Source organism: Rickettsiales bacterium (assembly GCA_025210695.1).
Classification (GTDB): domain Bacteria; phylum Pseudomonadota; class Alphaproteobacteria; order Rickettsiales; family CANDYO01; genus CANDYO01.
In genome coordinates, this window is sequence record JAOARE010000005.1 from 1 (window position 1) to 6,740 (window position 6,740).

Below are 6,740 nucleotides of genomic sequence, written 5' to 3' on the forward strand. Positions count from 1 at the left end.
ACCCTGTGCCTCTATTTTCCTCCGATCTGCTTCAAGAAATTCTGCGACCTTCTTTGGCACTGAAATATCTCTTTTTTCGTAAGTTATGTTTACGTTCATTCTCTTCCCTTCTACTCAGTGCAAAAGGGTACACATGATGTGTATCACCAGCTGCTGTAGCCAATTTTACAGCGGAATAGCATGGCTCATTTATTTACTCGGTTGGGTAAATGGCATGCTATTAGGGTTACATATTATATGTAATCCCTCTGGCTTAAGATTATTTTATTTTTTTGAGGATTAGTGCTATGTCCTCAGTTTTATTTTATCATAGTCAAAATATAGTTGAAATAGTTATATTCATTTTTAAGTCTGCTTAATATAACCTGCCTGCATGACTTCGCCATTTTATTAATTGACTATTTTTTTCCAATACATTATAATAACGTTATGCACAACATTGTTTATAACGTTATACATATGGAGGTGTATCTGTGAATGTTAATGAGTTATTAGATTATGCTATCGATGAAGTAAGAAATATTAAAGCAAATGAGATATTTCTAGTTAAGGATTTATTTAAAGGCTATAGGTGGAATCGGATTCCAAGAAGAGATAGAATATTATTAGGAACTTTGTTTCTTAATACTGCAAAAAATGAAAGCAGTTATTTAGACCCTATTGAAAAAACTTCATCCGGTCAGCAAAAATACAGAAAAAAAGCGGAGGTATAAGATGGAAACAATTAATTACTTAGACCTTTTTGCTGGTGCTGGAGGACTTTCTGAAGGATTTATGCGTGCTGGATTCTCTCCTATTAGCCACGTAGAAATTGATAAAGCTGCTTGTTTCACCTTAAAAACAAGGCTAGCCTACAAATGGCTTTTAGATAACAATAAAGAAGATATATATAAATTATATCTTGATGGTAGAATTAGTAGAGATATATTCTATTCATATATACCAGATAAACTTTTACAAACCGTTTTAAACTATGAAATATCTTGGGACAATATCAATATGATTTTTAACGATATAGATAAATTATTAGACAATAAATCTATCGACTTAATAATTGGTGGTCCTCCTTGTCAGGCATATTCTTTAGTGGGAAGAGCAAGAGATAAAAATAAAATGCTCGGTGATGAAAGAAATTATTTATATGTTTTGTATGCTGAATTTCTAAAAAAATATAACCCTAAATATTTTGTTTTTGAGAACGTAACAGGCTTACTTTCTGCCAAAGATACAGATGGTATACTTCATTTTCAAAAAATGCAAAAAGTATTTTCTAAGTGTGGATACTCATTTGAATATAAAGTACTTAATGCAAAAGAATATGGTATATTACAAAATAGAAAAAGAATAATACTCATTGGGAAATCTGGAAAACACAGAAGTTTTTACCCTAACATTGACGTTTGTGAACAAGAATATATAGTAGATGAGATTTTTAAAGATCTTCCTATTCTTAGAGCTGGAGACGGGACGCCTAGACCAACTAAGACATTAGATTATCAAGGAAATTATTTATATACATCTAAAATTAAAAGGCATAATTTGGAAGAAATAACTTTTCATTGTTCAAGACCAAATAAAAACCAGGATCTTGAAATATACAAAATAGCTGTTGACCTTTGGAATAAAAAGAAAAAAAGGCTAAGTTATAATGAATTACCAAAAGAATTACAGTCTCAGAATAATAAAAAGTCTTTTCTTGATAGATTTAAAGTTGTTGCTTCTGATTTACCTTATTCTCAAACGATAGTTGCTCATATATCTAAAGACGGGCATTACTTTATTCACCCAGATATTAAGCAAAATAGATCTTTAACCCCACGAGAAGCAGCAAGGTTACAAACGTTTCCTGATGATTATTATTTTGAATCTATCTCAGGTGTTCCATCTAGAACCCCAGCTTACAAGCAAATAGGTAATGCTGTTCCTGTTTTATTAGCAGAGAAAATTGCAAAAGCATTATTGGAGGTGTGGTAATGAAAAGTCAAGGTATTTATAAAATACGTCCAGCAGGAAGACACGTACTGACTATAGGAGAAGATTTAATACAAGACAAATATGCAGCTTTAGTAGAATTAGTAAAGAATGCTTATGATGCTGATTCACCAGATGTAATAATACGTTTTAAAAAAGATAAAAATAATGATAATTTGCAAATTCAAATTGAAGACCATGGTCATGGAATGTCTTCAGATGATGTTGTAAACAAATGGCGTGTACCTTCCACTAGTTATAAATTAATGACAAGGAAGAGTCCAAATGGCAGAGTAATGCAAGGAAGAAAAGGGATTGGTAGATACGCAGCTAGTATACTTGGGGAAGATTTGTTATTAGAGACAATAAATATTGATGGCGAAAAAACCAATTTATATGTTGAATGGGAAGAATTTAATAGACATGCTTATCTTGACGAGGTTGATGTCTTAGTTGAAAACGAGTATACTAATCAATCACCAGGAACTATTTTAACAATTAATAATATCAACTGCAAAGAAGATGGATGGGACCATAAACAATTAGATAAATTGCGTTTTGAACTTAAGAAACTTATTCCCCCAAAAACAACTAATACTTTTGATGACAACTTTAAAATAATACTTATCTTTGAAAATTATTCTGATTTACAATCAGAACCAATAGAAGAAGAAATTACACCTTATCCTATATTAGATTTATTTGATTACAAAATTAGTGGTACAATTAGTGCTGATGGTAATGCGAAATTACAATATAAAAATCAAAAAATCAGAAATGACACCACAGAAGATATTGAATTAACTCTTGGTAATACTTTTTGTGGCAAATTAGTAGTTGATATAAGGGTATATGATAGAGAAGCAGTAGCAATAACACAACTAATCCAGAGAGGCTTAAAAGATGAAAACACAGGGCAGTATGTATCAAAATTACAAGCTCGTAATCTTTTAAATTCTGTTAATGGAATAGGTGTGTATAGAAATGGTTTTAGGATAAGACCTCTAGGAGATTCTGATTATGATTGGTTAAAATTGAATGCAAAACGTATCCAAAATCCTTCTTTAAAAATCGGTAGTAATCAGGTAATAGGTTATGTACATATTGAATCAGAGGAAGAATCAAGCTTAGAAGAAAAAAGTGCTCGAGATGGTTTAAAAGATAATATCGCTTATCAGCATCTAATAAACATAACTTGCGAGGTGATAAGTGAATTAGAAAAGAGAAGATATGCTTATAGAAGAAAAGAAGGTCTTTCAAAGCCAAATCAAAAGATTGAGAAAAAACTTGAAGGACTATATGACTATACTAAATTACAAAATTCTATTTCTACATCTTTAAAGAAAGCTGGATTAAGTGATGAAGTACTTGATGAAGTAGAAGGTATTATATCAGAGGAACAACGCAAGAAAAATAAAGACATAGAAGAAATCAAGAAAGCTGTGGCTATATACCAAGGTCAAGCAACGCTAGGCAAAATAATTAATATCATTCTTCACGAAGGAAGGCGACCTTTGAACTATTTTAAAAATCAAGTACCCAATTTAGAATTCTATATTGACTTTTATAAAAACACTCCCAGCGAAGATTTGTCTGATACAATAAAGAGTATAACTTCAGGTATAAGTGATAATTCAGATGTAATAGCAACTCTTTTTAAACGGTTAGATCCTCTATCATCTAGAAAAAGAGAAACTAGATCAGAGTTTAGTTTACTAGAATCTATCAGCGGTGTAGTTGCTGTTTTTGAAAGTGAACTTGAATCTAAAAATATCAAAGTGTGCATAAATTGCGATAAAAGCGTGAATATAAATGGTTGGAAGCAAGATATTTACACGATATTTGCAAACTTACTTGATAACAGTATCTTTTGGATTGAAGAAAAAGAATGTGATACACGTTTTATTAATATAAATGTCAGTAATGATGATACAAATATTGAAATAGACTATACTGACTCTGGTCCTGGAATTGAGCCAATCTTAATTGAAAGTGAAGTTATTTTTGAACCACAATTTACAACAAAAATTAATGGTACAGGTCTAGGCTTAGCAATAGCGGGAGAATCTGCACAAAGAAATGGATTTATTTTAACAGCTTTACAGAGTGATGAAGGTGCTCATTTTAAACTAAGTAATGAATAATGAGGTGAAATTAAGGTGTATAATTTTTTATTAATAGAAGATGCTAAAGATGATATTGATTCTTGTATTGTCACTGAAAAACGAATGAAACTTCAAAATCCAAGTTTGGAATTAGACATAACTGTTAGAGATAATTTTGAAGAAGGGATAGCGGAATTAGAAAAAATTTATGACGGAGTAATAGTTGACATTAATTTAGATGGCGAAAATAGCGGTAACGAGATTATAAAGCGAATAATAAAGCAATATAGAATTCCTGTTGCAGTAATGACAGGAACTCCAGATACAGATTTGGATGAAAAATCACCAATTATGGTATATACAAAGGGAGAAGTTACTTATGAACATATTATCAACTCTTTAATAAAAATGTGCGATACAGGTATGTTTGACGTTATAGGTGGTAGGGGTAAGATTATTGAAGCAATGAATACAATATTTTGGAATAATCTTTATCCTCAAATTCATCTATGGCAAGATAAAAAAGAAAAAGGTGTTGATACAGAAGAAATTCTTTTAAGATATGCAGTTGCACACATACAAGAGTTAGTGGACGCTGAAATACCTGCATACGTAACAGAGGAAATGTATATTAATCCTCCACTAACTAAAAATATTAGAACTGGCTCTATATTAAAATCCAAAGAAAATGAGGCTCTATATATAGTATTATCTCCACCGTGCGATTTAGTGTTGCATTCTGATAAAATGAAAACTGATAGAATAATGCTTTGTGAAATTATAAAAGATAAGCCTATTCTAGAGAAAGCGATTGGTAACGCGTCGACTCCTCACAAAAAAGCTAAAGCTATATCAAAACTACTAAAAAATACTGACGCAGAGTACTTTCATTGGTTACCAAGTAACGCGTTATTTATTGGTGGATATATTAATTTCAGGAACATATTAACTTTTCATCCAGATGAACTAAAAGATAGATTTCATGAGTCTGAGGTTAGAATACAAGAACACTTTGTGAAAAATATATTAAGAAGATTTTCTAGTTTTTATGCAAGACAAGGACAGCCCGACTTTAATTTTGAAAAAGAAGCAGAATATATCGTACATAGATTAGAACAAACCGTAAATTAAGATTCAATGTAAATCTATTTTGCTAACACTAGATTTGATAAGAATGGGGCAAGTGCTTAAGGATTATGCCCCTTTTCAAGGGTATCTTGATATTCCATGATTTTAACCCTTTTATCCTGTTTTTACTAATAAGTATCCTTCACTTTATCAATCATATATTTATTATCCACATCCTCAACAAGCACCTTCATCTGACTAATAGCAATTTTATTAAGTTTCTCTAGTCTCACTCTTTGCTCCATTCCCTCATTTATAAATACAGCATTCAAACTCTCAAGATTAGACAGGCACACTAATTGAGATATATTTGCATAATCTCGTATATTCCCTTTTTTATCAGAATTTTGCTCTCTCCACGTCTTCGCTGTCATTCCAAACAAAGCCATATTAAGCACGTCCGCTTCCGAAGCATAAATGATACTTTTCTGCTTACTGCTTAATTCATCAGGTATTAAGTTTTCCTTTATTGCATCTGTATGTATACGATAATTAATCTTAGCAAGATTTCTTTTTATATCCCATCCTAATTGAATTTGTTCTTGCTCTTTTAGTCGTTGAAATTCCTTGATGAGATATATCTTAAATTCGGCACTAATCCACATTCCAAATTCAAATGCAATATCTTTATGAGCATAAGTACCTCCGTATCTTCCTGCTTTTGCCATTAAACCTATTGCATTTGTCTTATTAACCCACTCTTTAACACTAATTTTATAACTATTTAATCCTGCTTGATTTCTAATTATGGCGAATTCGCCATAGTTAAAATCTGGATTATGAATTCTTTCCCATATTCCAAGATATTCAACTGTATTTCTATTTCTTAGCCAATCAGAAATAAAGAAATCTCCATCCTTTGCTTTCAGCATATCCGTTAAAGATATATAGTCTTCTTCATTTTTTAAACTTATTGTTATCTTTGTGCCTTGTACATCTATTCTCTTATTCTTAGATACCATTATTTTGCCCCCATTCAACTTTATAGTGTATTTATTGAATATTATAGCACTTACAATATCACATTCCAACATTATCCATTTATTAAAGATAATTTTTTCAAAATAAAAGACAAAATCTCTTGTTAACCACTAGAAATTTTGTCTCTTAATATACGCTATATTCATCTATATACTATATCATTTAATACAACTTCCTCAGCCACACTCCTAGCAATATTATAATACCAAACCCTATCAATAAATCCACAATCCTCTGGTATAAGATTCTTCTTAAAATACTGCTTCTCAATCAACATAGCCATATCATTTGCTTCATCATTAACCCTATGACAATGCTCCATCAACACACCATTAATAAGCATTTCTCTATACCTTAAAGTTTTATGCTCTTTAAGATACTTAAGTCTCATTCGTCCATATTTGCCTAATGATCTTTCATCATACTTAATATCATTTGAAACCTGAATCTTAGGATATAATATTCCATCAATCTCTTCATACTCAAGTTCTACAGGTTTAAACTTACTCATCTGAAAGCACCTCCATCATCATCCTAGCACCAATTTTAAAGCCT

The 6,740-nt window shown here is 31.0% G+C and carries 6 protein-coding genes; 4 read left to right on the forward strand and 2 right to left on the reverse strand.

Annotation, left to right across the window (positions count from 1 at the left end; all coding sequences use genetic code 11):
- Window positions 1-473 precede the first annotated feature (473 nt).
- Genes N4A31_00235 through N4A31_00250 form a run of 4 tightly spaced genes read left to right on the forward strand, consistent with a single transcriptional unit; the run spans window position 474 to window position 5,207 of the window.
- Window positions 474-713 carry a single-stranded DNA-binding protein gene (locus tag N4A31_00235; protein ID MCT4634662.1) on the forward strand — a complete coding sequence of 80 codons (240 nt, stop codon included), beginning with the start codon at window positions 474-476 and terminating at the stop codon, window positions 711-713.
- Between the two features lies 1 nt (window position 714).
- Entirely contained in the window at window positions 715-1,974 is a 1,260-nt protein-coding gene (locus tag N4A31_00240) for a DNA cytosine methyltransferase (GenBank protein ID MCT4634663.1), read from the forward strand.
- Window positions 1,974-4,115, forward strand: a complete 2,142-nt coding sequence (locus N4A31_00245) for an ATP-binding protein (GenBank protein ID MCT4634664.1) — start codon at window positions 1,974-1,976, stop codon at window positions 4,113-4,115. The genes N4A31_00240 and N4A31_00245 overlap by 1 nt, the downstream gene beginning before the upstream one ends.
- A 15-nt stretch (window positions 4,116-4,130) precedes the next feature.
- Entirely contained in the window at window positions 4,131-5,207 is a 1,077-nt protein-coding gene (locus N4A31_00250) for a hypothetical protein (GenBank protein MCT4634665.1), read from the forward strand.
- A 125-nt stretch (window positions 5,208-5,332) separates the two neighbouring features.
- On the opposite strand, the gene N4A31_00255 is transcribed toward N4A31_00250, so the two are convergent.
- Complete coding sequence (locus N4A31_00255; protein MCT4634666.1) at window positions 5,333-6,166, reverse strand: KilA-N domain-containing protein; 834 nt, start codon at window positions 6,164-6,166, stop codon at window positions 5,333-5,335.
- Between the two features lie 161 nt (window positions 6,167-6,327).
- Window positions 6,328-6,696, reverse strand: a complete 369-nt coding sequence (locus tag N4A31_00260; protein ID MCT4634667.1) for a TnpV protein — start codon at window positions 6,694-6,696, stop codon at window positions 6,328-6,330.
- Between the last annotated feature and the right edge of the window lie 44 nt (window positions 6,697-6,740).